This is a genomic window from Streptomyces sp. NBC_00190 (assembly GCF_036203305.1).
In the GTDB taxonomy this organism is placed as follows: Bacteria; Actinomycetota; Actinomycetes; order Streptomycetales; family Streptomycetaceae; genus Streptomyces.
Genome location: NZ_CP108131.1, coordinates 5627074 through 5650179, shown reverse-complemented (window position 1 = coordinate 5650179; position 23106 = coordinate 5627074). Strand labels below are relative to the sequence as shown.

General features: G+C 70.7%; 27 protein-coding genes. 2 read left to right on the top strand and 25 right to left on the bottom strand.

Going from position 1 to position 23106, the window contains the following annotated elements; genetic code table 11:
• Positions 1–4 precede the first annotated feature (4 nt).
• The 7 genes from OG429_RS27365 to rpsB form a co-directional block, all read right to left on the bottom strand.
• Positions 5–1102, bottom strand: coding sequence for a thiamine ABC transporter substrate-binding protein (locus OG429_RS27365; RefSeq protein WP_328927895.1), 1098 nt, complete (start codon positions 1100–1102; stop codon positions 5–7).
• Positions 1103–1355: 253 nt separating this feature from the next.
• The gene (gene rlmN, locus OG429_RS27360) at positions 1356–2468 is read right to left on the bottom strand and encodes a 23S rRNA (adenine(2503)-C(2))-methyltransferase RlmN (protein WP_328927894.1); all 1113 of its coding nucleotides are present in this window, start codon (positions 2466–2468) and stop codon (positions 1356–1358) included.
• Between the two features lie 93 nt (positions 2469–2561).
• Positions 2562–3629 carry a phosphatidate cytidylyltransferase gene (locus OG429_RS27355; protein WP_328927893.1) on the bottom strand — a complete coding sequence of 356 codons (1068 nt, stop codon included), beginning with the start codon at positions 3627–3629 and terminating at the stop codon, positions 2562–2564.
• Positions 3629–4186, bottom strand: coding sequence for a ribosome recycling factor (gene frr, locus OG429_RS27350; protein WP_030016386.1), 558 nt, complete (start codon positions 4184–4186; stop codon positions 3629–3631). Before frr ends, OG429_RS27355 begins: the two co-directional genes overlap by 1 nt.
• 85 nt (positions 4187–4271) lie before the next feature.
• Positions 4272–5054: a UMP kinase gene (gene pyrH, locus OG429_RS27345; RefSeq protein ID WP_328927892.1), complete on the bottom strand. Its 783-nt coding sequence runs from the start codon at positions 5052–5054 to the stop codon at positions 4272–4274.
• Between the two features lie 163 nt (positions 5055–5217).
• A complete protein-coding gene (gene tsf, locus OG429_RS27340) occupies positions 5218–6054 on the bottom strand; it encodes a translation elongation factor Ts (protein WP_328927891.1) in 837 nt (278 codons plus the stop codon).
• Positions 6055–6189: 135 nt separating this feature from the next.
• Positions 6190–7104, bottom strand: coding sequence for a 30S ribosomal protein S2 (rpsB, locus tag OG429_RS27335; protein WP_328927890.1), 915 nt, complete (start codon positions 7102–7104; stop codon positions 6190–6192).
• Between the two features lie 247 nt (positions 7105–7351).
• On the opposite strand from rpsB, the gene OG429_RS27330 reads away from it, so the two are divergent.
• A complete protein-coding gene (locus OG429_RS27330; RefSeq protein ID WP_328927889.1) occupies positions 7352–7813 on the top strand; it encodes a M23 family metallopeptidase in 462 nt (153 codons plus the stop codon).
• Between the two features lie 36 nt (positions 7814–7849).
• On the opposite strand, the gene OG429_RS27325 is transcribed toward OG429_RS27330, so the two are convergent.
• The 18 genes from OG429_RS27325 to proS all read right to left on the bottom strand — a co-directional run bounded on the left by OG429_RS27325 (position 7850) and on the right by proS (position 22288).
• Positions 7850–8407 carry a TetR/AcrR family transcriptional regulator gene (locus OG429_RS27325; protein WP_328930441.1) on the bottom strand — a complete coding sequence of 186 codons (558 nt, stop codon included), beginning with the start codon at positions 8405–8407 and terminating at the stop codon, positions 7850–7852.
• Between the two features lie 52 nt (positions 8408–8459).
• Positions 8460–9296, bottom strand: coding sequence for an RNA polymerase sigma factor WhiG (whiG, locus tag OG429_RS27320; protein WP_328927888.1), 837 nt, complete (start codon positions 9294–9296; stop codon positions 8460–8462).
• Positions 9297–9505: 209 nt separating this feature from the next.
• Positions 9506–10693 carry a DNA-processing protein DprA gene (dprA, locus tag OG429_RS27315; RefSeq protein WP_328927887.1) on the bottom strand — a complete coding sequence of 396 codons (1188 nt, stop codon included), beginning with the start codon at positions 10691–10693 and terminating at the stop codon, positions 9506–9508.
• Positions 10690–12312, bottom strand: a complete 1623-nt coding sequence (locus OG429_RS27310) for a YifB family Mg chelatase-like AAA ATPase (protein WP_328927886.1) — start codon at positions 12310–12312, stop codon at positions 10690–10692. Before OG429_RS27310 ends, dprA begins: the two co-directional genes overlap by 4 nt.
• Complete coding sequence (locus OG429_RS27305; protein WP_328927885.1) at positions 12312–12683, bottom strand: YraN family protein; 372 nt, start codon at positions 12681–12683, stop codon at positions 12312–12314. Before OG429_RS27305 ends, OG429_RS27310 begins: the two co-directional genes overlap by 1 nt.
• Before the next feature lie 109 nt (positions 12684–12792).
• Positions 12793–13101 carry a DUF2469 domain-containing protein gene (locus OG429_RS27300; protein WP_005311352.1) on the bottom strand — a complete coding sequence of 103 codons (309 nt, stop codon included), beginning with the start codon at positions 13099–13101 and terminating at the stop codon, positions 12793–12795.
• 55 nt (positions 13102–13156) lie between these two features.
• Positions 13157–13663 carry an NUDIX hydrolase gene (locus OG429_RS27295; protein ID WP_328927884.1) on the bottom strand — a complete coding sequence of 169 codons (507 nt, stop codon included), beginning with the start codon at positions 13661–13663 and terminating at the stop codon, positions 13157–13159.
• Positions 13653–14435, bottom strand: coding sequence for a signal peptidase I (gene lepB / locus OG429_RS27290; RefSeq protein WP_328927883.1), 783 nt, complete (start codon positions 14433–14435; stop codon positions 13653–13655). The genes OG429_RS27295 and lepB (OG429_RS27290) overlap by 11 nt, the downstream gene beginning before the upstream one ends.
• A gap of 42 nt (positions 14436–14477) precedes the next feature.
• Positions 14478–15380: a signal peptidase I gene (lepB, locus tag OG429_RS27285; protein ID WP_328927882.1), complete on the bottom strand. Its 903-nt coding sequence runs from the start codon at positions 15378–15380 to the stop codon at positions 14478–14480.
• Between the two features lie 113 nt (positions 15381–15493).
• On the bottom strand, positions 15494–16375 hold the full coding sequence (gene lepB, locus OG429_RS27280; protein ID WP_405678325.1) for a signal peptidase I: 882 nt from the start codon (positions 16373–16375) through the stop codon (positions 15494–15496).
• Complete coding sequence (gene lepB, locus OG429_RS27275) at positions 16368–17111, bottom strand: signal peptidase I (protein WP_328927881.1); 744 nt, start codon at positions 17109–17111, stop codon at positions 16368–16370. Before lepB (OG429_RS27275) ends, lepB (OG429_RS27280) begins: the two co-directional genes overlap by 8 nt.
• 44 nt (positions 17112–17155) lie before the next feature.
• The gene (gene rplS, locus OG429_RS27270) at positions 17156–17506 is read right to left on the bottom strand and encodes a 50S ribosomal protein L19 (RefSeq protein WP_073911044.1); all 351 of its coding nucleotides are present in this window, start codon (positions 17504–17506) and stop codon (positions 17156–17158) included.
• A gap of 133 nt (positions 17507–17639) precedes the next feature.
• On the bottom strand, positions 17640–18461 hold the full coding sequence (gene trmD / locus OG429_RS27265; RefSeq protein ID WP_328927880.1) for a tRNA (guanosine(37)-N1)-methyltransferase TrmD: 822 nt from the start codon (positions 18459–18461) through the stop codon (positions 17640–17642).
• Positions 18461–19021, bottom strand: coding sequence for a ribosome maturation factor RimM (gene rimM / locus OG429_RS27260; protein WP_328927879.1), 561 nt, complete (start codon positions 19019–19021; stop codon positions 18461–18463). The genes trmD and rimM overlap by 1 nt, the downstream gene beginning before the upstream one ends.
• 95 nt (positions 19022–19116) lie before the next feature.
• The gene (locus OG429_RS27255; RefSeq protein ID WP_007266827.1) at positions 19117–19356 is read right to left on the bottom strand and encodes an RNA-binding protein; all 240 of its coding nucleotides are present in this window, start codon (positions 19354–19356) and stop codon (positions 19117–19119) included.
• Between the two features lie 2 nt (positions 19357–19358).
• The gene (rpsP, locus tag OG429_RS27250; protein ID WP_030386406.1) at positions 19359–19799 is read right to left on the bottom strand and encodes a 30S ribosomal protein S16; all 441 of its coding nucleotides are present in this window, start codon (positions 19797–19799) and stop codon (positions 19359–19361) included.
• Positions 19800–20080: 281 nt separating this feature from the next.
• Positions 20081–20677, bottom strand: coding sequence for a hypothetical protein (locus OG429_RS27245; protein ID WP_328927878.1), 597 nt, complete (start codon positions 20675–20677; stop codon positions 20081–20083).
• Between the two features lie 198 nt (positions 20678–20875).
• Positions 20876–22288, bottom strand: a complete 1413-nt coding sequence (gene proS / locus OG429_RS27240) for a proline--tRNA ligase (protein WP_328927877.1) — start codon at positions 22286–22288, stop codon at positions 20876–20878.
• A 140-nt stretch (positions 22289–22428) separates the two neighbouring features.
• On the opposite strand from proS, the gene OG429_RS27235 reads away from it, so the two are divergent.
• Positions 22429–23106, top strand: coding sequence for an SAM-dependent methyltransferase (locus OG429_RS27235; RefSeq protein ID WP_328927876.1), 678 nt, complete (start codon positions 22429–22431; stop codon positions 23104–23106).

Below are 23106 nucleotides of genomic sequence, written 5' to 3'. Positions count from 1 at the left end.
CCGCTTACTTCACGACGAGCGAGGTCCATGCCTTGACCCACTGATCACGGTTCTTGGCGATGCTCTCGGGAGCGACGTTCTCGGGCTTCTCGATCACCACACCGTGCTTCGTGAACAGCTCCGGCAGGGAAGCGTCCTTCGTCACCGGGTTCACGAACATCTGGAGGGGCATGTCCTCCTGGAACTTCTTGCTGATCAGGAAGTCCAGGAGGGCCTTGCCGCCCTCCTCGTTCTTCGCTCCCTTCAGCAGACCCGCGAACTCGGTCTGGCGGAAGCAGGTGCCGGTGGAGACGCCGGTCGGGGCCTCGGCCGGCTGCGGCTCGCCGTACAGCACCTCGACCGGCGGGCTGGAGGCGTAGGAGACCACCAGCGGACGGTCGCCCTTGGCCTTCTTGCCGCCCGCGGAGCCCGAGAAGCGCTCGTTGTAGGCCTGCTCCCAGCCGTCGACGACCTCGACGCCGTTGGCCTTGAGCTTGCTCCAGTAGTCCTTCCAGCCCTCTTCGCCGTACTTGCCGACGGAGGCGAGCAGGAAGCCGAGGCCGGGCGAGGAGGTCGCCGCGTTCTCGGTGACCAGCAGGTTCTTGTACTCCGGCTTGACCAGGTCGTCCAGCGTCTGCGGCGGGGCGAGCTTCTTGTCGGCGAAGTACGCCTTGTCGTAGTTGACGCAGATGTCGCCGGAGTCGATCGGCGTGACCCGGTGCTCCTTGTCGAGCACGTACTCGGGCTTCACCCCGGCCAGGCCCTTGGCCTCGTACGGCGTGAAGATCCCGTTGTCGAGGGCGCGCGAGAGCAGGGTGTTGTCGACGCCGAAGAAGACGTCGCCGCGCGGGGAGCCCTTGGTGAGGATCTCCTGGTTGAGCGCCGCGCCCGCGTCCCCCGACTTCAGCACCTTGACGGTGTAGCCGCTCTGCTGCTCGAACTCCTTGAGGACCGTGTCGGTCACGTTGAAGGAGTCGTGGGAGACGAGCGTGACCGTCTTGGACTTCGGGGCGTCGCTCGAACCCGCGGACTTGTCCTTGGCATCGCCGCCGCAGGCGCTGAGCGTGGCGACGCCCAGCGCGGCCGCGAGCGCTGCGCCCGCCAGCTTCTTGGTGGTGCTCACTGGTGAATTCCTCCTGGGATGTCCAGGAGAAGACGCGGCCCTGCCCGGCGCTCTTCGCGAGCGGACGCCGGGCAGGGCGCAACAGCTTGAGTGGTGACCGAACTTCCTACCCCGAATGACCGGGGCGAGGTTCAGAGGGTCTGCGGATGACGGATACCGCACTCTCAGCGCTGTGGCGCTCCCCTGTCGGAATATGAAATTGGTTCGGCCACAGGGTACCCCGTGGCCGATCGCGACCGGCCAGAACCGGAACCTAGCGCTCCGAAGCGGCCAGCTGACCGCACGCGCCGTCGATCTCCTGGCCGCGGGTGTCCCGTACGGTCACGGGGACGCCGTGCCGGGCGATGGCCTCCACGAAGGCCTTCTCGTCCTCGGGCCGCGAGGCGGTCCACTTGGAGCCGGGCGTCGGGTTCAGCGGGATCAGGTTGACGTGGACACGCTTGCCCTTGAGCAGCTTGCCCAGCAGGTCGCCGCGCCAGGCCTGGTCGTTGATGTCACGGATCAGGGCGTACTCGATGGAGATCCGGCGGCCGGACTTCTCCGCGTACTCCCAGGCCGCGCCGAGGACCTCGCGGACGTTCCAGCGGGTGTTCACGGGGACCAGGGTGTCGCGCAGCTCGTCGTCGGGCGCGTGCAGCGAGACCGCGAGGCGGCACTTGAAGCCCTCGTCGGCGAAGCGCAGCATGGCGGGGACCAGGCCGACGGTGGAGACGGTGATACCGCGCTGGGAGAGGCCCAGGCCGTCGGGCTCCGGGTCGGTGAGGCGGCGGATGGCGCCGACCACGCGGTTGTAGTTGGCCAGCGGCTCGCCCATGCCCATGAAGACGATGTTCGACAGCCGCGCCGGGCCGCCGGGGACCTCCCCGTCGCGCAGCGCGCGCATGCCGTCGACGATCTGGTGCACGATCTCGGCGGTGGACAGGTTGCGGTCCAGGCCCGCCTGGCCGGTGGCGCAGAACGGGCAGTTCATGCCGCAGCCGGCCTGCGAGGAGATACACATCGTGACCCGGTCGGGGTAGCGCATGAGCACGGACTCGACGAGCGTGCCGTCGTGCAGCTTCCACAGGGTCTTGCGGGTGGTGTCGTTGTCGCAGCTGATGTGCCGGATGACGTTCATCAGGTCCGGGAGGAGCTCCTGCCGGAGCTTCTCGCGGGAGCCCGCGGGGATGTCGGTCCACTCGGCCGGGTCGTGCGCGTAGCGCGCGAAGTAGTGCTGGGAGAGCTGCTTGGCCCGGAACGGCTTCTCGCCGATCGCGGCCACCGCCTCACGGCGCTCCTCGGGAGTGAGGTCGGCGAGGTGCCGGGGCGGCTTCTTGGCTCCGCGCGGGGCGACGAAGGTGAGCTCTCCCGGAACAGGGCGGGCCATGGCAGGTACTCCTTGTAAGACGAAAGGCGCGCCGCAGAAGCAGCGCGCCTTCCAAGAGTAACCGCCCGGCGTGTTACGACGCCTTTCCGCAGGTCAGCCCGTACCGACGAACGCGGCCAGGAGCAGCCACACCACCGGGGCGGTCGGCAGCAGCGAGTCGAGCCGGTCCATGATGCCGCCGTGTCCCGGCAGCAGGGTGCCCATGTCCTTGATGCCCAGGTCCCGCTTGATCATCGACTCGCCGAGGTCGCCCAGCGTGGCGCTGACGGCGACCGCCAGGCCCAGGAGCAGGCCCTGCCACCAGGAGCCGCCGTCGATCAGGAACTCCATGCACAGCGCGCCGGCGGCCATCGCGAAGGCCACCGCGCCGAACAGGCCCTCGCGGGTCTTTCCGGGGCTGATGCGCGGCGCGAGCTTGGTCTTGCCGAAGCGCCAGCCGACCGCGTAGGCCCCGGTGTCGCTGACCACCGTCAGGAGCAGGAAGGTGATCACCCGCTGCGGCCCGTCGTCAGCGGTGAGCAGCATCGCGACGAAGGTGGCCAGGAAGGGCACGTAGAACGCCGCGAAGGCACCCGCCGTGACGTCCTTGAGGTAGTCCTCGGGCGGCTCGGTCATCCGCCAGACCAGGACCGCCAGCACGGTCAGGGCCATGGCCACCCAGGCGCCCTCGGCACCGCGGACGTATCCGGCGATGACCATGGCCGCGCCGCCGACGGCGAGCGGGACCAGCGGGGCCTTGATGCCCTTCTTCTCCTGCAGGCGGGAGGTGAGCTCCCACAGGCCCACGACGACCGCCACGACGATGACGCCGACGAAGACCGCCTTGACGATCAGCAGCGAGGCGAAGATGACGGCGCCGAGGCCGACGCCGACCCCTATGGCGGCACGCAGGTCCCGTCCCGCGCGCTTCTTCGGCGGCGGTGGCGAGGCGTCCTGCGGCTGCGGGGGCGGGGGGCTGGGCATGGGCTCCTGCGGCGGCGTCTCGGCGCGGAAGAGGAGGCCGCCGTCCGGGACGGCCCCCCGATCGCGTGCTTCCCGGTCGTCGAAGTCACGGCCGGCGGCATCGGGCACGATGGGCATGGGCCGAGTGTGCGGGCCCACCTGCGCATCGTATGCGGGACCCGCCGGAACTGGCTCCGGCTGCCAGGAAGAGTCGTTCATCAGACTTCGAGCAGCTCGGCTTCCTTGTGCTTGAGCAGCTCGTCCACCTGCGCGACGTACTTCGCGGTGGTGTCGTCGAGCTCCTTCTCGGCGCGGCGCACCTCGTCCTCGCCGGCCTCCTTGTCCTTGACCAGCTTGTCAAGGGCGTCCTTCGCCTTGCGGCGGACGGCGCGCAGGGAGATCTTGGAGTCTTCGGCCTTGGTGCGCGCGACCTTGATGTACTCCTTGCGGCGGTCCTGCGTCAGCTCGGGGAAGGTCACCCGGATGATGCTGCCGTCGTTGCTCGGGTTGACACCGAGGTCGGAGTCGCGGATGGCCTGCTCGATGTTGCGCAGGGCGCTCTTGTCGAACGGGGTCACGATCGCCATGCGCGGCTCGGGCACCGAGAAGGACGCGAGCTGGTTGATGGGCGTGATGGCGCCGTAGTACTCCGCCACGATCTTGTTGAACATCGCCGGGTGCGCACGGCCGGTGCGAATCGCGGCGAAGTCTTCCTTGGCGACGACGACGGCCTTTTCCATCTTCTCCTCGGCCTCGAGGAGGATCTCTTCGGTCACCACGTGCTCCTGCATGTCTTGAATGGATGGTTCAGGCGGGCGGGGCGGGCGGATCCGGTCCGGGCTCGGTCCGGCAGCGGACTGCTCAGGCCCGGGTTCCCTGGTCGCTGACGAGCGTGCCGATCTTCTCACCCTTGACGGCGCGCGCGATATTGCCCTCGGCGAGCAGCTCGAAGACGAGGATCGGCAGCTTGTTGTCACGGCACAGCGTGATGGCGGTCGCGTCCGCGACCTTGAGGTCGCGGGAGAGGACCTCTCCGTACTCCAGCGCGTCGAACTTCACCGCGTCGGGGTTCTTCTTCGGGTCGGAGTCGTAGACCCCGTCGACACCGTTCTTGCCCATGAGCAGGGCCTCGGCGTCGATCTCCAGGGCGCGCTGGGCGGCCGTGGTGTCGGTGGAGAAGTACGGCATGCCCATGCCGGCGCCGAAGATGACGACGCGGCCCTTCTCCAGGTGCCGCACGGCGCGCAGCGGGATGTACGGCTCCGCGACCTGGCCCATGGTGATGGCGGTCTGCACGCGGGAGTCGATGCCCTCCTTCTCCAGGAAGTCCTGGAGAGCGAGGCAGTTCATGACCGTGCCGAGCATGCCCATGTAGTCGGACCGGGCCCGGTCCATGCCGCGCTGCTGGAGTTCGGCGCCGCGGAAGAAGTTTCCGCCGCCGATCACGACGGCGATCTCCGCGCCGTCACGGACCACCGCGGCGATCTCGCGCGCGATGGCGTGGACGACGTCGGGGTCGACGCCCAGTCCTCTGCCACCGGAGAAGGCTTCGCCCGACAGCTTCAGCATGAAGCGGCGGCGGCCCTTCTTGTCCTGGTCGCTCTTGTCGTCGGAAGCGGTGTGGGGGTCCACGCCCTGATTCATGGAGATCTCCTCGTGCACATACGAAGAAGGCCATTGCCGGTGGGTCCTCGCGGTTCCCTCTGCGGCAATGGCCTCCTCGTCAGATCTGCGGTCGCCTCGCGCAAGCGCGGACGACTGCCTCAGACCCTACCGGGGTCCGGTGTCCGTTCGCGTACGGACGGACTCAGATGCCGACCTTGATGCGGCTGAAGCGCTTCAGGGCGACACCGGCCTCGTCCAGGACCTTCTGGACGGACTTCTTGTTGTCCAGCGCGTACGCCTGGCCCAGCAGGGTGGCGTCCTTGAAGAAGCCGTTGATGCGACCCTCGACGATCTTCGGCAGGGCGGCCTCGGGCTTGCCCTCCGCGCGGGTGACCTCTTCGGCGATGCGACGCTCGGACTCGACCTTCTCGGCCGGAACGTCTTCCTTGGAGAGCCACTGCGGGGCGAACGCCGCGATGTGCTGCGCGATGCCGCGGGCGACCTCGGCGTTCTCCTTGTCGAGCTCGACCAGGACACCGATCTGGAACGGCAGGTCGGGCATCGTGCGGTGCATGTACGACGCGACGTAGGCGCCGGAGAACTGCGCGAAGCGGTCCAGGACGATCTTCTCGCCGAGGTTGGCGTTCGCCTCGTCCACGAAGGCCGTGACGGTCTTGCCGGGCTCGATCTCGGACGCGAGCAGCGCCTCGATGTCGGCCGGGGAGGTGGCGGCGACGTGCGCGGCCAGCTGGTTGGCGACGGCCAGGAACTTGTCGCCCTTGGCGACGAAGTCCGTCTCGCACTTCAGCTCGACGAGGACACCGGAGGTGTTGTCGTCGGCGATCAGGGAGACGACGGCACCGTTCTCGGCAGAACGGCCCTCGCGCTTGGCGACGCCCTTCTGACCCTTGATGCGGAGGGCCTCCTGGGCCTTCTCGACGTCGCCGTCAGCCTCGACCAGCGCGTTCTTGCAGTCCAGCATGCCGGCGCCGGTGAGCTCGCGGAGCTTCTTGACGTCAGCGGCGGTGTAGTTCGCCATGAGTCTGTGATTCTCTCTCGAAGTCGTAGATCTACGGGTGAACGGCGGAGGCGCCGCGCCGTGTGCGCGGCTCCCCCGCCGTCATCGTCCGTGCTGCGAGTGCCCGGCGAGTGAACGCCGGGCGCTCTCAGTGGGTCAGGCCTGCTCGGCGTCGGCGGCCGGGGCCTCGGCAGCCGGGGCGTCGGCGGCCGGGGCCTCGGCGGCCGGAGCGTCGGCGGCCGGGGCCTCGGCGGCGGCCTCGGCCGGAGCGGCCTCAGCGGCGTCGGCCTTCTTGTCGCCCTCGAGCAGGTCGCGCTCCCACTCGGCGAGCGGCTCGGCGGCGGCCTTCTCGCCCGGCTTCGAGTCGCCGGTCGCAGCGCCGGAGCGGGCGATGAGGCCCTCGGCGACGGCGTCGGCGATCACGCGGGTGAGCAGGGTGACGGAGCGGATCGCGTCGTCGTTGCCCGGGATCTTGTAGTCGACCTCGTCGGGGTCACAGTTGGTGTCGAGGATCGCGACGACCGGGATGTGGAGCTTGCGCGCCTCACCGACGGCGATGTGCTCCTTCTTGGTGTCGACGATCCAGACGGCGCTGGGGACCTTCGACATCTCGCGGATACCACCGAGGGTCTTCTCCAGCTTGGTCTTCTCGCGGGAGAGGACCAGGAGCTCCTTCTTGGTGAGACCCGAGGCGGCGACGTCCTCGAAGTCGATCGCCTCAAGCTCCTTCAGACGCTGGAGGCGCTTGTAGACGGTGGAGAAGTTGGTGAGCATGCCACCCAGCCACCGCTGGTTGACGTACGGCATACCAACGCGCGTCGCCTGCTCGGCGATGGCCTCCTGGGCCTGCTTCTTGGTACCGACGAACATGATGGAGCCACCGTGCGCGACGGTCTCCTTCACGAACTCGTAGGCGCGGTCGATGTACGACAGCGACTGCAGCAGGTCGATGATGTAGATGCCGTTGCGCTCCGTGAAGATGAAGCGCTTCATCTTCGGGTTCCAACGGCGGGTCTGGTGACCGAAGTGGACGCCGCTTTCCAGCAGCTCCCGCATCGTGACGACGGCCATGGCCATCTCCTTGGTTTCTCGGTTTGGTTCCTGACGCCCCGCCGCGCCCTGCCCCCATCGGGACCGAGAGACGCTGTCACCTGCCGTTTCGGCTCGGTGCTGGGGCGTGCGAAGTCGACCCGGTGACCCGGATCGCCACAAGAAGTGTACGGGACCCGGCGGTATGCCGGGTGACGCCGTTGTCCACATCCGCCGGTCTGTCCACAGGGCGACGCGCGTGTCGGCCTGGCCCGGGACCCTTCAGATCATGACGACACTGCTGCTCAGCCTGCTGCTGACCCTGGTCCAGGCGGCCGTCCCCGGGGTCCGGCCACTGCCCGCGCCGCTCTCGGTGGCCCGCTGGTGGGACCCGCCCCCGACCCCGTACGCCGCCGGCCACCGCGGGGTGGACCTGTCCGCGCCGGTGGGCGCCGAGCTCCGCGCGGTCGCCGCCGGCCGGGTCCACCACGCGGGCCCGGTCGCCGGCCGCGGGGTCCTCTCGATCGCCCTGCCGAACGGACTGCGCACGACGTACGAGCCGGTCCGCCCGCTGGTCTCGGAGGGCGAGCAGGTTATGGCGGGCCAGGTGGTGGCGATCCTGACGGAGGGCTCCCACTGTCCGGTCCCGTGCCTGCACTGGGGCCTGCTGGCGGGCGAGGCGTACCTGAACCCGCTCACCCTGCTCCCCCGCCCGACGCCCCGCCTGCTACCGGACCCCGGCGGGAGGTGAGACGCGGGCGGAGAGGCAGGAGGGAGGAACCTGGGCTCAGCCCCGCACGCCCCGCAGGGCCATGGCGACGGCCGTCTCCGTCACGACGTCCGGATCCTCGGCGGCCCCGAGCTCGATCCTCCGGACGGCGGCATCCACGACCCCTTGCAGCAGCATCGCGGCCAGCCTCGGCTCCGCCTGCCCCGAAGAGCTCAGCGCCTCGACGATCATCGCCACCAGACCCCCGTGGGCCGCGCGGATCTTCTCCCGCGCCCCGGCGTCCAGCTCGCTCGCGGAGATCGCCACGACCGCGCGGTGCCGCCGGTCGCCGACCAGCCCCAGCTGGCTCCGCACATAGGCCTCGATCTTGGCCTCGGGCGACTGGACCTGCTCCATCGCGGCCTCGATCTCGGCGGCCCAGACGGGGAAGTCCACCGCGCACAGCTCTTCGACCACAGCGGCTCGGGAGCGGAAGTACTCGTACACGGAGGACCGGGCGAGGCCGGTCCGCTCCGCGAGGGCGGGGAAGGTCAGTGCCTCCGTCCCGCCTTCGGACAGCAGGGAGCGTGCGGCGTCCAAGAGGGCGCCGCGCTGCATCGACCGGTGCTCGGCCACGGAGGCCGCTCGAATCCTGGGCACCCCTCCACTCTACGGAGGTACCGCAAGCTCACCGCCCCACATCCGCGAGCTTCGCCCGCAGTTGCAGCACCGACTTGGTGTGGATCTGGCTGACCCGGCTCTCGGTGACGCCCAGTACGTTGCCGATCTCGGCCAGCGTGAGCCCCTCGTAGTAGTAGAGGGTGACCACCGTCTTCTCCCGCTCGGGCAGGGTGTTGATGGCCCGCGCCAGCAGGCGCCGCAACTCCCGGTCCTCCGCCACCGCCACCGGGTTGTCGGCGGCGGTGTCCTCCAGGGTGTCCATCAGCGAGAGGCGGTCGCCCCCCTCCCCGCCGACGTGCAGCAACTCCTCCAGGGCGACCACGTTGGCCAGGGACAACTGGCTGAAGACCGTGTGGAGATCCTCGACCCCGATCCCCATCTCCGCGGCGACCTCGGTCTCCGTCGGGGTGCGCCGCAGCTGGGCCTCCAGCGTGGCGTAGGCCCGCTCCACGGCCCGGGCCTTCTGCCGGACCGAGCGCGGAATCCAGTCCAGCGCCCGCAGTTCGTCGATCATCGCGCCGCGGATCCGGGTGATGGCGTACGTCTCGAACTTGATCGACCGGTCGATGTCGAACTTCTCGATGGCGTCGATCAGTCCGAAGACCCCGGAGGAGACGAAGTCGGCCTGTTCCACATTGGGCGGCAGGCCCACGCTGACGCGGCCCGCAACGTACTTGACCAGCGGCGAGTAGTGCAGGATCAGCTGCTCCCGCAGCCGCTCGTCACCGGACTCCTTGTACGAGCGCCAGAGCACCTCCAGGGACGAGGGCGCGGTGGACCGCACGCTGCCACGGGCAGCGGGGGGCAGCGCAGCGCGGTCGGACCCTGAGGTGTGCTGGGGCATGCTTCGCCTTTGCCGGAGCGGGATTCCTTGGGAGCGTAGCGTGACGGGAGTGTCGCGGTGCGCGAAGAGTACGGGATCGCGCGGGGGCGCAGGGGCGACCCGACTCGCGCGTGCGACCCGGGACCGGCGCCTGGCGCACGGTCCCGGCGACTGCCACCGGGAAGACCGCGTCTCTCATCGGTTTCACTCTTTCACCGGAACGCTCCAGGTCAACGACCGCCTCGCCGGACGGTTCCGGTTTGTGTGCCTCCTTCAGGTGTTCGTCGACTCAACTGCCAGCCGTCGCCCTGCCGTTCGACGAACCCCAGAGAGTGAAGTTCGTACAGTCTGCCGATGACTTCATCTGCGCCGTTGCCGGAGGCACGTGCCACTTCCTCCGCGTGGACCGGGCGGCCGGCCGGGAGCGCTTCGAGCACGCGGGCCGTGTCCGGGTCCAGCAGATCCCTGGCGAGCACGGGGCCGCGCCGCTCAGGGGCCAGTTCCCCGATGGAGCCGACGAGTTCCACCACCTCCGCCGCGTCGGTGACCAGCACGGCCTCGCCCCGCAGCAGTTCGTGCACCCCGGCCGAGAGGCCGCTGGTGGCGGGCCCGGGGACGCCTATCGTGAACCTGCCGAGCCGCTGGGCGCGCCGGGCGGTGACGAGGGACCCGCTGCGGTGGGCGGCCTCCACCACCACCGTGCCCCGGGTGAGGGCGGCGATGACCCGGTTGCGCAGGACGAACCGGCTGGGGGTCGGATGGCTACCGGGCGGCAGCTCCCCCAGGACCAGGCCCTGGCCGGCGATCCGGCCGAGGAGCCCGGCGTGTCCACGGGGATAGGCGACGTCCACCCCGCAGGCCAGCACCGCGGCCGTGGCGCCGCCCGAGGCGAGGGCCCCACGGTGGGCTGCGGCGTCGATCCCGTACGCGGCCCCCGAGACCACGACCCAGCCGCGCTCCGCGAGTCCGGCGGCCAGGGTCTGGGCCATGTGTGCGCCGTACGGGGTGCAGGCCCGGGCCCCGACCACGGCGACCGAGCGCAGCGCCCAGGTCCGCAGGTTCGGCCGGCCCCGCAGCCACAGCCCGACGGGCCGTGCGTCACCGAGGTCGTCGAGCTGGGTCGGCCACTCCGCCGAGCCGGGGCACACGAACCGGCCCCCCGACTCGGCGGCCAGCTCCAGGTCCCGCCGGGGATCGGCCAGCGCCGCCCGTCTGCGGTAGCCGGCGAGCCGCTCGGCCCCCACCCCCGCGGGAGCGCCCGCCTCCGCCCCGGGCGCGGTCAGCATCCGCATCAGCCCGACCGCCCCGTACTCCCGGAGCCACCTCCCGCCCCGCTCCTCCCCGGGCTCCAGCACCCGCGTCAGCGCCGCCCTCGCCAACCGTTCGCCCTCGTCGTCCCCGGCCCCGGCCCCGGTCATGGCTCGGCCCCCGCCGCCAGGGTTGCCCCGCGGGCGATTCCGGTCCGCAGTTCCAGGGCGACGGCCACGTCCAGTGCCTCGGGCCGGTCCCGCCCCCGCAGGTCGGCAACGGTCCAGGCGACCCTGAGGACCCGGTCCAGCCCCCGCGCGGTGAGCAGCCCGCGCTCCAGATCCCGCTCGGCCTGTGCCAGCGCCCCCGGGGCGAGCTGCCAGCGTGTGCGCAGCTCCCGCCCCGGGACCTCGCTGTTGATCCGCCAGGGGGTGCCGTCGAGACGGCGGGCCGCCCGCGCCCGGGCCTCGACGACCCGCCCGGCCACGGTGGCGCTGGTCTCGCCCCGCCCGCCGTGGCCGAGCAGGTCGGACCGGGTGACGGGTTCGACCTCGATGCGCAGGTCGACCCGGTCCAAAAGGGGCCCGGACAGCCGCGCCTGGTACCGCCTGATCGACGAGGGCGCGCAGTCGCATCCCGCCCCGTGCAGGGTGTGCCGCCCGCACGGACAGGGATTGGCGGCGAGCACCATCAGGAACCGGGCGGGCAAGCGCACCACCCCGGCCGCCCGGGCCACCACGATGTGCCCCGATTCGAGGGGCTGTCTCAGCGCGTCCAGCACCTGGGGGCGGAACTCGGGCGCCTCGTCGAGGAAGAGCACCCCTTTGTGGGCCAGTGACACCGCTCCGGGTCTCGGCAGCCCGCTGCCGCCCCCGACCAGGGCCTGCATCGTCGCCGAGTGGTGCGGGGCGCAGTAGGGCGGGACGGTCACCAGCGGCTCGCCCGGTGGGAGGATCCCGGCGACCGAGTGGACGGCCGTGACCTCCAGGGACTCCTGTCGGGTGAGCGGGGGCATGATGCCCGGCAGCCGCTCGGCCAGCAGCGTCTTGCCCGCCCCGGGCGGACCGCTCAGCAGGATGTGGTGGCCCCCGGCCGCGGCGACCTCCAGCCCCCGCCGGGCGGGGCGCTGGCCCGCGACGTCGGCGAGGTCCAGTCCTTCCCAGCCGCCGGGCGTACTCGACAGGCCCGTCCCCAGGCCCGCGCCCGGGAGGACCAGGCCTGCCAGCATCGGATCGGGGCGGCCCGGCGGGTCCGGCGGTTCTTCCTCGGGGACCGCCCCGTCGGTCAGTACGGCGATGAGCTGGCGCAGGCTGCGCACCCCGAGCACCGAGACGTCCGGCACGAGCGTGGCCTCGGCGGCGCACTGCTGCGGCACCACTACCTGCCGGTAGCCGGCCTCGGCCGCCGCGAGCACCGCCGGCAGGATGCCCCGCACCGGCCGCACCCGGCCGTCCAGGCCCAGCTCCCCGATGAGCACGAGGTCGGTGATCGCACCCGGGTCCACCACCTCGGCGGCGCCCAGGACCGCGGCGGCCACCGCGAGGTCGAAGCCCGATCCGCCCTTCGGTACGGAAGCCGGGCTGAGCCCGACGGTGAGCTTCTTCTGCGGCCACGCCGCGCCCGAGTTGACCACGGCGGCGCGCACCCGGTCCCGGCTCTCCACCAGGGTCTTGTCGGGCAGTCCCACCAGGGTGAAGGCCGCGACCCCGGGCTCCAGGTCCGCCTGGACCTCCACCACCACGCCGTCGACTCCCACCAGGGCCACCGAACAGGCTCGGGCGAACCCCATCAGGCCGCCCCCCTGACGTGCTCCACCACGGGCGCACCGCGCCGCGGCAGCAGGACTCCGACGAGGTCGATGCGCACCCCGCCCGGGGGTGGTCCGCCGTGGTCGGCGAGCCAGCGCTCGGCGAGCGCCCGTAAGCGCTCGGCCTTGCCCGCTCGTACGGCGGCCATGGGATGCTCGAACTCCCCCGCCCGGCGGGTCTTCACCTCGCACACCACGAGGGCGTCACCGTCCCGGGCGACGATGTCGATCTCCCCGCCTCGGCACCGCCAGTTCCGCGCGATCACGGTCATCCCGGCCTCGGTCAGCCGCCGCGCCGCGAGTTCCTCGCCGTACCGCCCCAATGCCTGCTGTGCCACGCCCTTCGCGTTCATCCGGCACCACCTCCGGTACCGACGATCGCGCGCCCCCGCCCACCTTGTGGATCTTGGTGGACAACTCCGCCGTTGTGGATAACCCGGTCACCCGTACGACGGAGGAAACTCAGCTGCCCGGCAGTTCGAGGTCGCTCTTGTTGAGTTCCTCGATGTTCACGTCCTTGAAGGTCAGCACCCGCACCTGCTTGACGAACCGGGCCGGCCGGTACATGTCCCAGACCCACGCGTCGGCCATCGAGACCTCGAAGAAGACCTCTCCCTGGACCGAGTGCACCTGCATCTCGTAGTCGTTGGTGAGGTAGAAACGACGTTCGGTCTCGATCACATACTTGAACAGCCCGACGACGTCGCGGTACTCCCGATAGAGCTTCAGCTCCATCTCGGTCTCGTACTTTTCGAGGTCCTCGGCACTCATGGCATGTTCCCCTTCAGCCGTGCGTCCCCCTATTGTGCGCCAGGCCCCTGCGCCCCTAAACGATTTCCGGGGCCAGGACCACCGGCGCACCCGGAGGACCGTCGTCGAGCAGCGTCCGGAGCAGCTCGGCGAGTCTGGTCGGGTACACCGTCTCATGGGCCGCGAGAAGTTCCTCGGAGGTCCACCACCTGGCTCCGGCGACGCTGCGTCGCTCCAGCTCCGTGAGGCCGCCCATCTCGGTCGCCGTCTGGGCGGTACGGGCCAGGAAGTACCACTCGTCCTGCTCCCAGCGGCGCCCGTCGAAGGGGAACGAGCAGTACCGGTGCCACAGCACGGGCCCCAATTCGACCTGTGTGATCCCCGTCTCCTCCGCCAGCTCCCGCAGCGCGGCGTCCTCCCGGCTCTCGTCGCCCTCCAGCCCGCCGCCCGGGGTGAACCACCACTCGTCCGCGGGATCCGCCGGTTCGAAGCCGTGCAGCAGCAGGATCCGGTCCGCCGGGTCCAGCAGGATCACCCGCGACACCTTCCGGCAGCCCGGCGCCGATGCCGCTTCAGCGGGCATCGGCCCGCTCCCGCCGTCGGCCGCGCCCGAGTACCCGTGCGAGCGGCCCGTACGCGGCCCCCAGCACCACCAGGGCGGCGCCCACGACCACGGCCGCCAGCTGCAGCCGCAGCGGCCCGGGCCCGGAGACCCCGCCGGGCAGCCCGGAATACGTCGGCGGCCGCTCCAGCATCTTCATGGAGGGCCAGGCGAGGGCGTCGACCCGGGCACTGACGGCCGACCGGGGCACGGTGCCCTGTCCGGCCTCCTGGAGGTGCGCCCGGGAGTCCAGGGAGCCGCTCCGGTGGTCACCCATCAGGAAGAGGTTGCCCTCCGGCACCGTCACCTCGAAGGGCGTGCCGGGGGTGGTGGTCTGCCCGGGCGGCATGGGAAGCCCCGAGTCGGGCTTGGTGGCGTCGATGTAGGGCTCGTCCAGGGCCGTGCCGTTCACGGTGAGCTCGCCGGCGGCGCCGCAGCACTTCACGGTGTCGCCGCCGATGCCGACGACCCGCTTGACCATGGGCGAATCGCTCCACATGGAATCAGTAAAGATGACCACGTCCCCGCGGCGCACCTCACCGCCGTCGATGCGCTGCGCCAGCACCCGGTCCCCGGGCACGACGGTGGGCGTCATCGAGTCGGTGGGCACGGTGTAGGGCCGGTAGACGAACGCCCCCCACACGAAACCGCCGAGGAAGAGCGCAAAGCCGACGGCCACGGCGATACCCGACAACACGTTGCCGAGACCACCGTGGCCGTCCTTGCCACTGCGTATTGCCTGTGTTCCGCCCATTGCAGCGCCCCCACGTCGGAGATCGTCGACCTGGGCGGCACCCTACCCGGCGGTACGCCCGCCAGTCAGCCTCCGTCGGCGCCACATGACGAGCGGCACAGCGCCGGTGAGCCCCAGCGCGGCCGGGCCGAGCCCCACCGGCGCGAGCCCGGAGGCGCCGAGGCCCAGCGCGGCGGCCTTGGTCTGGTTGCCGATGCCCGGCTGGTCGAAGGTGTCCGGGATCGGCAGGGTGGACCAGCGGGTGATCGGCCACGCGACCACCACGGCCCGCCCGACGACCTTGTCGACCGGCACGAAGCCCTGGGTGGAGTCCTGCATGTGGTAGCGGGAGTCCTGGGAGTTCTGCCGGTGGTCGCCCATCACCCAGATCTTGCCCTTGGGCACGGTGATCGGGCCGAACGGGGCGTCGTCGCACGGGGTGTTGCCGGGGTAGATGTACGGCTCGTCGAGCGCCTTGCCGTTGACGACGACCGGTCCCCCCTTCTTGCACTCGACCGTGTCCCCGCCGATGGCGATGGTCCGCTTGATCAGGTCCTTCTCGGCGGCGTCCGGCATCAGGCCGATCTTGCTGAGGATCTGCTGGGCGAGGTTCGGCTCCGGGGTGGGCTCTCCGGACAGCCAGTCCGCCGGGTCGTGGAAGACGACGACCTCGCCGCGCTCGGGCTCGGAGCCGAACCAGGGGGTCAGCTTGTCCACCAGAACCCGGTCCCCGCGCTGCAGGGTGTCCTGCATCGAGTCGGACGGGATCGAGAACGCCTGGACCAGGAAGGTTTTGATCAGCAGGGCCAGCAGCAGGGCGATACCGATCAGGAGCGGAAGCTCCTTCCAGAACGAGCGGTGCGGGCGCGCCGCGGTACCGCCGTCCTCCTCGGCCTCGCTCATGGCAGCGTCGTCGTCCGGCCGCTCCTCGCCCTCGTCGCGTCCGGAACGTGCGCCTACCGCCACATCCCCCACATCCACTCCCTCACTCGGATCGACCGCCCGCTCCGGATCGGAAACGGGCTCTCCCCTCCCTTAACGAGCGGGAGTTCCCTAAGGCGCGGGAGACCCAGGACACACTATGCGAACAGCGGGCCCCGTCGGCGTCGACGACGCCCGCGTGCCTCGCGGCGGGCCTGATCGGGCACCATCCGGAAGGTGGCGGGCGTCTCCAGCCGGCGCCAGTGCCCGAAGGGCCAGGCGATGACCACGGCCTCCCCCACGACCCCGTTCTCGTCGATGGTCCCGTCGAAGGCCTCGTCGAGGTGGAAGCGGGAGTCCGCCGAATTCGCCCGGTGGTCGCCCATCACGAAGAGCCGGCCCGTCGGCACCTGTACCTCGAAGCGGATGTCCGAGGGCGTGTTGCCCTCGTTCACGTACGGCTCATCGAGCGGCGAGCCGTTGACGGTGACCCGGCCCCTGGCGTCACAGCACATGACGGTGTCCCCGCCGACGCCGATGACGCGCTTGATCAGGTCCTGCTCGTCGGCCGAGGGCAACAGTCCGATGAAGGTGAGTGCCTGTTTGACCTGCTTGACGCCGACCGGGTCGGGGGCGGGCCGGGCGACCTCGCCCTTGAGCCAGCCGCCGGGGTCCTTGAACACGACGACGTCGCCGCGCTCGACCTTGGATCCGAACCACGGGGTCAGCTTGTCCACCAGTACCCGGTCGCCGATCCGGATGGTCTGCTCCATCGAGCCCGACGGGATGAAGAAGGCCTGCACCAGGAAGGTCTTGAGGACCAGGGCGATGCACAGCGCCACGGCCACCAGCAGGGGCAGTTCACCGGCCCGGCGCGTACGGCGCCGGCGCTTCACCCGGCGGGCCAGCCTGCGCCGCTCGGCCCGGCCGCCCTCCACCACCGGGACGGGCTCCGGCTGCGGCTCCGGCTCGGGTTCAAACTCGAGTTCCCATTCGGGTTCGCGTTTCTGACGGCCGCGCGGCCGCCCGCGGCTACCCATGCCCGCCCCCGGCCGTGCCCCAGCGCGAGACGGGCCAGCCTATCCACGCGGCCCGCCCGATCACCTTCTCCACCGGCACCATCCCCCCGCCCGGTTCTCCCAGGTGGTCTCGCGAGTCCCTGGACTGGGATCGATGGTCACCCATCACCCACAGGGTCCCAACTGGTACGACGATCCGGAAGGGCACCTTCGAAGGTGCGTCGCCCGGGTACAGGTACGGCTCCTCCAGCGGGAGGCCGTTGACCTTGATGCGCCCGCCCGCATCACAGCACACCACGTCGTCCCCGCCGACGCCCACGACCCGCTTGACGAAGTCGGTGTCGGACGGCTGAGCGAGCCCGAGCGCCGAGGCCGCGCCGTGCAGGGCCTCACCGACCGGATGGCCCGCGGGGCGTTCCCGTACGAAGGACCCGGTGCCGTCGAAGACCACCATGTCCCCGCGGCGCGGCTGATCGCCGAAACGGTACGCCAGCTTGTCGACCAGCACCCGGTCCCCGACCTCGAGCGTCGGCTCCATCGAGCGGCTCGGAATCAGGAAGGGCTGCACCACGAAGTTGCTGAGCAGCAGCAGGAAGACGGTGCAGACCACGCCGAGCACTCCGGCCCGCCGCCACGTCAGCCGCCAGGCCGGCCGTTGCCGCCGCGTCCGCGGCGACGAGAACGCAAAACGCGACCGCCCCTCCCCCTCGCCGGGGGAAGAGTGGCCGCGCTGCGTGTGAGGTGCTTCGGTGTCCATCGGGGGCGAGCCTATCCGGCCACCCCGGGACCCCGGAGAGGACCTCAGTTGTCGCGCTTCTCCTTGATCTTCGCGGCCTTGCCGCGGAGCTCACGGAGGTAGTACAGCTTGGCACGGCGCACGTCACCGCGGGTGACGAGCTCGATCTTCTCGAAGATCGGGGAGTGGACCGGGAAGGTACGCTCCACGCCGACGCTGAAGGAGACCTTGCGAACGGTGAAGGTCTCGGAGACACCGGCGCCCTGGCGGCGGATGACGACACCCTTGAACTGCTGGATACGGGAGCGGTTGCCCTCGATCACGCGGACGTGCACGTTGATCGTGTCACCCGGGCGGAAGGCCGGGACGTCCGAGCGGAGCGCGGCGGCGTTGACGCCATCGAGCAGGTGAGACATGTTCTTCGTCTGCTTTCTTCGCATGACGCCACAGGTCGCCAGTGCGGGTTTCCGTAGAGAATTCGGGAGCCGTGGAACCCGGCGGACGACGATCCCCCTGTGGCAGGGGCGTCCGCGAGCACACAGCAGCCGCCTATTCTTCCACGGCTGGGGGCCTGCGCCAAAATCGGCCGTCGGCCGACGGCTTCCAGCCCAGGATGGAGAGGATCTCCCGGTCCTTCTTGTCGAAGGCCGCGGCCTCACAGCGCTCGATCAGGTCGGGGCGGTTCTGCGCGGTCCGGCGGAAGGCCTCGTCCCGGCGCCAACGGGCGATCTTTCCGTGGTGGCCGCTGAGCAGCACCTCGGGGATGCCCCGGCCGCGCCACTCGGGCGGCTTCGTGTAGACGGGCCCCTCCAGCAGATTGGCCATCTCACCGGGGGCGAAGGAGTCGTCGCGGTGCGATTCGGCGTTGCCGAGCACCCCCGGCAGCAGCCGGGCCACGGCCTCGGTGACGACGAGTACGGCGGCCTCGCCGCCCGCCAGGACGTAGTCGCCGATGGAGACCTCGTACACCGGCATGCGCGTGGCGTACTCGTCCATGACACGGCGGTCGATGCCCTCGTACCGGGCCGGCGTGAAGATCAGCCAGGGCCGCTCGGAGAGCTCGACGGCCAGTTCCTGGGTGAAGGGCCGGCCGCTGGGGGTGGGGACGACCATGACGGGCCCGTGCGCGCCCGCCTCGTAGCCGTCGGCCAGCGCCGCGTCCAGGGCCGCGCCCCACGGCTCGGTCTTCATGACCATGCCGGGGCCGCCGCCGTACGGGGTGTCGTCGACGGTGTTGTGCCGGTCGTACGTCCAGTCCCGCAGGTCGTGGACGTGTACGTCGAGCTGGCCGCGGGCGCGGGCCTTGCCGACGAGGGAGACGTTCAGCGGCTCCAGGTACTCGGGGAAGATCGTGACGACGTCGAGACGCATCAGGCTTCTTCCCCGGAGTCCTCGTCGCGGGTCGAGTCGATGATCGCTTCGCGCTCGTCGATCAGCCCGGGCGGCGGGGTGATGACACAGCGCTGCTCCTCCAGGTCGATCTCGGCGACGATCTCCTCGACGAAGGGGATCATCACCTCGGAGCCGTCCGGCCGCTCGACGATGAAGAGGTCCTGCGAGGGCAGGTGGGAGATTTCGGTGATCCGGCCGATCTCGGTGCCGTCCTCCAGCACCACGTCCAGGTCCATCAGCTGGTGGTCGTAGTACTCGTCGTCCTCTTCCGGGAGCTCCGCCGGGTCCACCTCCGCGATCAGCAGGGTGTTGCGCAGCGCCTCGGCGCCGGTGCGGTCCTTGACGCCCGCGAAGCGGAGCAGCAGCCTGCCGCTGTGCACCCGGCCCGTCTCGACGGTCAGCGGTCCCGCCGACGCGGGTTCCGTCTTGAGCACGGCGCCGGGACTGAGCCGCAGTTCCGGCTCGTCGGTGCGCACCTCGACGGTGACCTCACCCTTGATGCCGTGGGCGCGGCCGATCCGCGCGACTACCAGCTCCACTGTGTGTCTCTCCTGTTCAGACGACGACGGGCCGGGGCGGGCACGTATGCCCTCCCCGGCCCGTGCCGGTGATCACTCTTGCAATGGACCTGGTCTCAGCGGACCTGGTCCACGTCGACGAGGTCGACGCGGATCCCCCGGCCGCCGATGGCGCCCACGACGGTACGCAGAGCACGTGCGGTGCGACCGTTGCGGCCGATCACCTTGCCGAGGTCGTCGGGGTGGACCCGGACCTCGAGCACCTGCCCGCGGCGCAGGTTGCGCGAGGCGACCTGCACGTCGTCGGGGTTGTCCACAATGCCCTTCACGAGGTGCTCAAGAGCCTCCTCGAGCATGATCAGGCCTCGGTCGACTCGGCGGCGGCCTCAGCCTCGTCCGCCTTCTTGTCGGCCTTCTTGGCCTTCTGCGTGATGGCCTCGCCCTTGCCCTCGCCGATGCCCTCGAGGGCCTTGGCGAACTCGTCGAAGGAGCGACGCTTGCTCTCCTTCGTCTCCGGCTGCAGGAGCGGCGCGGGGGCGGGGAGACCCTTGTGGGCCTGCCAGTCACCGGTCAGCTTCAGGATGGCGAGCACAGCCTCGGTGGGCTGGGCGCCGACGGACAGCCAGTACTGCGCACGCTCGGCGTTGACCTCGATGCGCGACGGGTTGTAGGTCGGGTGGTAGATACCGATCTCCTCGATCGCGCGACCATCCCGGCGGGTGCGGGCGTCGGCGACGACGATGCGGTAGTGCGGCTGGCGAATCTTGCCGAGGCGCTTGAGCTTGATCTTGACTGCCACTGGAGTGGTGTCTCCTGAACTTGACGTGGTTGGGCACATGAGATGCCACGTGGGGTTGCGGTACTCGGGTGCCCGATGGACGCGTCAGCCGGAGGAGAGAGGGGTCCTATGCGACTGTCGAGTACAGCTAGCCATTGTGCCATACGCCTGCGGCGCGCTCAGCAGGGCGGGGTGGATGCACCCCGCCCTGCGGGCGCGGCTGAGCGCGGCCGCGGCTCCGGTCGCCGCCGCAGTGGCGCGGCGCGGCCCGCCGGGGTGCCTTGGGCGGGCCGGCCCCACGGTCAGGAGGCCGCCGCGATGGCCACCTCGGGGATGCGGAACGGCTTCATGCAGCCGCCGCACACGATCGGCGCCTGGGCGAGCACGGAAGGGACCACCCGCACGTTGCGCCCGCAGTCGCAGACCGCCTTGACGCGCACGCCGCCGCCGGAGGAGCCGTGCCGGGCGGCCGGCCCCCGGAAGCTGCGCTTGGTGTCCGCGGCCGTGGCGGCCGTGTGGGCCTTCAGCGCGCGCTGGAGCCGCTCCATCGTGGGGCGGTAGCGCCGCTTCGCCTCGGGGTTGAGCGTGACCAGCGAGAAGCCGCTGCTGGCGTGCGGCTCTTCGGAGTGGTCCAGACCCATCTCCTCGGCGATCGCGAGGAATCTGCGGTTGTGGTAGCGGCCGGCGCGCGAGGTGTCGCGGACTCCGCGGGCGGCGGCGATGCCGTGGACTGCCTCGTGCAGCAGTCGCTCGAAGGAGAGCTCGGCGCCGCAGGCGGACGAGGACTCTCCGATCAGGGACTCGGGCGCGGCAAGGTCAGGCAGCTCGGGGTGGTACCGCTGAATATCGGCCCACGCCTGCGCCAGCTCTGCGGCGAGAACAGGGGGTGTCGTGCTCACGTCGTGACAACGAGCCGAGGTGCCCCGGTGTTCCGATTCCGGGCCATTCCAAATTTTTTGCACGTACCAGTCAGTTCACACTCATGCGTCCCGACGAGGACGGGTGCGTCGATCTCAGGATGAGTCGGTACGTAACGTCGACGGGAAAGCACCAACCCCGGCGCACGGCACAGGCCGCGCGCCGGGGCGTAGGAGTGATCAGTAGGAGCGCGCGACGATCGCGAGGGTACCGGGGGCGTCGTCCGCCTCCGGAACCGACCCGTCGGCGGCGATCAGGCAGCGCACGGAGACGGCCTGCTCGGCCAGCTTCGCCTCGCCCTCCGGACCGAGGTCCGCCCACGGGATCCGCGCCCAGCCGCCGGCGATGGCGGCCTCGGCGGCCTCCTCGATGGTCGAGACGTCCGAGGTACGGGCCTCACGGCGCTCGCGGGACTCGCGCAGCAGCTGCGCCTGGTCCTCGTCGAGCACCTTGGGCAGCAGGTCGGCGAGCGCGTCGATCTGCACGGGGGTCTTCCCGCCCGGGATCCGGCGGGCCAGCATCGCGGTGCCGGCCTCCAGGTCGCGGGGGCCGATCTCGATGCGGACCGGTACGCCCTTGAGCTCCCAGTCCACGGCGCGGCGGCCGAAGGGGGTGTCGACGCGGTCGTCGACCTGCACCCGGATGCCGGCGGCCTTCAGCTGGGCGCCCAGCTCGCGGACCTTGGCCACGGCCTCGTCGCCCTTGATCGCCATGACGACGACCTGGACGTGGGCCAGGCGCGGCGGGACCCGCAGGCCGTTGTCGTCGCCGTGGGACATGATCAGGCCGCCGACCATGCGGGTCGAGACGCCCCACGAGGTCTGCCAGACGAGCTCCTGCTTGCCTTCCTTCGACAGGTACTGCGTGTTGAAGGCCTTGGCGAAGTTGGTGCCCAGCTCGTGGCTCGTGCCCAGCTGCAGGGCCTTGCCGTCGCCCATCATGCCTTCGAGCGTGAGGGTGTTGATGGCGCCGGCGAAGCGCTCCTTGGCGGTCTTGCGGCCGAGCACGACGTCGATGCCGAGCACGTTCGTCATGAAGTCGCCGTACACGTCCGTGTGGATGCGGGCGGCGTAGTCACGGGCGTCCTCGTAGGTGGCGTGGGCCGTGTGGCCCTCCTGCCACAGGAACTCGCTCGTGCGGAGGAAGACGCGCGGGCGCATCTCCCAGCGGACCACGTTGGCCCACTGGTTGATCAGCAGGGGCAGGTCGCGGTAGCTCTGGACCCACTTGGAGAAGTAGTCGTTGATGATCGTCTCGGAGGTGGGCCGGACGACGACCGGCTCTTCCAGCTCCTTGCCGCCGCCGTGCGTGACGACCGCGAGCTCGGGGGCGAAGCCCTCGACGTGCTCGGCTTCCTTCGTCAGGTACGACTGCGGGATGAACAGCGGGAAGTACGCGTTCTGGGCGCCCGCGTCCTTGATGCGCGCGTCCATCTCCTGCTGCATCCGCTCCCACAGGCCGTAGCCGTACGGTCGGATGACCATGGTGCCGCGGACCGGACCGTTGTCGGCCAGCTCGGCCTTGTTGATCAGATCCTGGTACCAGCGGGGGAAATCCTCCGCCTGCGGGGTGAGAACGGGTGCCTTTGCCATGGCGCGAATGGTACGGCGCCCGGCGCTCGATGCGTGAATCGGGTGGCACGCTCCTCTGGACGCGGGGGCCGATGGGGAGTTCTCTGTCAACGGGGGCAAGGGGGCGACATGGAATCAGGAGCGCTCTTTCGATGACACCGATGCCGACCGCGACACTCGTCGCCCGGGACTGGGCGGAGATCCAGGAACGGATGCTGGTACCGCTGTACGAGGCGGTCTACGACCGGCTGGAGATCGGGCCGGGGGACCGGCTGCTGGACCTCGGCTGCGGGGCCGGGCTGCCCCTGCTGCTCGCTGCCGGGCGGGGAGCCGTGGCCACGGGGGTGGAGGCGGATCCGGCACTGCGGGCGCTGGCCCGTGAGCGGCTGCTGGAGGTGCTCGCGGCTCCCCCGGAGCCGTCGGCGGCGCCGCGCCCGTACGACGCCCTGCTGGCCTTCTCGCCGGCCCCGGCGGCGCTGGCCCGGGCGCTGCCCGCGGTCCGGCGCGGCGGGGCAGTGGTGCTGGCCGACTGGGGTCCGGCGGAACGGTGCACGGTGCCGGCGGTCCTGGGCGGCGGGCCCGCGCCCCGGGACCTGGACGCGCTCGTGGAGCGGGCCGGGCTGCGGCCGGACGGGTCGGGTCGGGTGTTCTGCCCCTTCGGGTACGCGGATGTGGACAGCGCCGTGCGCGGGCTGCTGTCGACGGGGCTCTTCGACGGCGCGGCCGATCCCGCGCTCGCGGAGAAGGAGCTCGCCGAGGCCCTTCACCCGTTCGAGCGATCCGACGGAGCGGTGTGGCTGCCGAACATCTTCCGGTACGTGATCGCCCGGGTGGTGTGA